The organism is Achromobacter sp. GbtcB20 (assembly GCF_019091095.1).
GTDB lineage: Bacteria > Pseudomonadota > Gammaproteobacteria > Burkholderiales > Burkholderiaceae_B > Achromobacter > Achromobacter mucicolens.
The window spans coordinates 1-257 of sequence record NZ_JAGXJZ010000651.1 but is presented as its reverse complement, the minus strand read 5'-3'; the positions used below and the strand labels follow the sequence as shown (position 1 = coordinate 257).

Genomic DNA, 257 nt, shown 5'->3' with positions numbered 1-257 from the left:
GCAGGAGAATTCGCACGCACCCTGGCGCCACTGTATTTCCTTAACTTCGTAGCAAGCCCGCTCAGCTACGTGTTTTTTGTCGCGGGAAAACAGAAGATAGAGTTCGTATGGCAAATTGCCTTGTTTATTACGACGATTACCGTGTTCCTTGCCCCTTACTCCCTGACGCAAGTGCTCTGGAACTACACGATCAGTTATTCGCTGTTGTACTTCGTTTATCTGTACATGTCTCACCGGTTCGCTCAGAACGCCGAGTC

At 49.4% G+C, this 257-nt stretch carries 1 pseudogene; it reads left to right on the top strand.

What is annotated here, in order from left to right:
* A pseudogene (locus KVT32_RS30590) lies at positions 1-257 on the top strand (lipopolysaccharide biosynthesis protein); the annotation flags it as partial.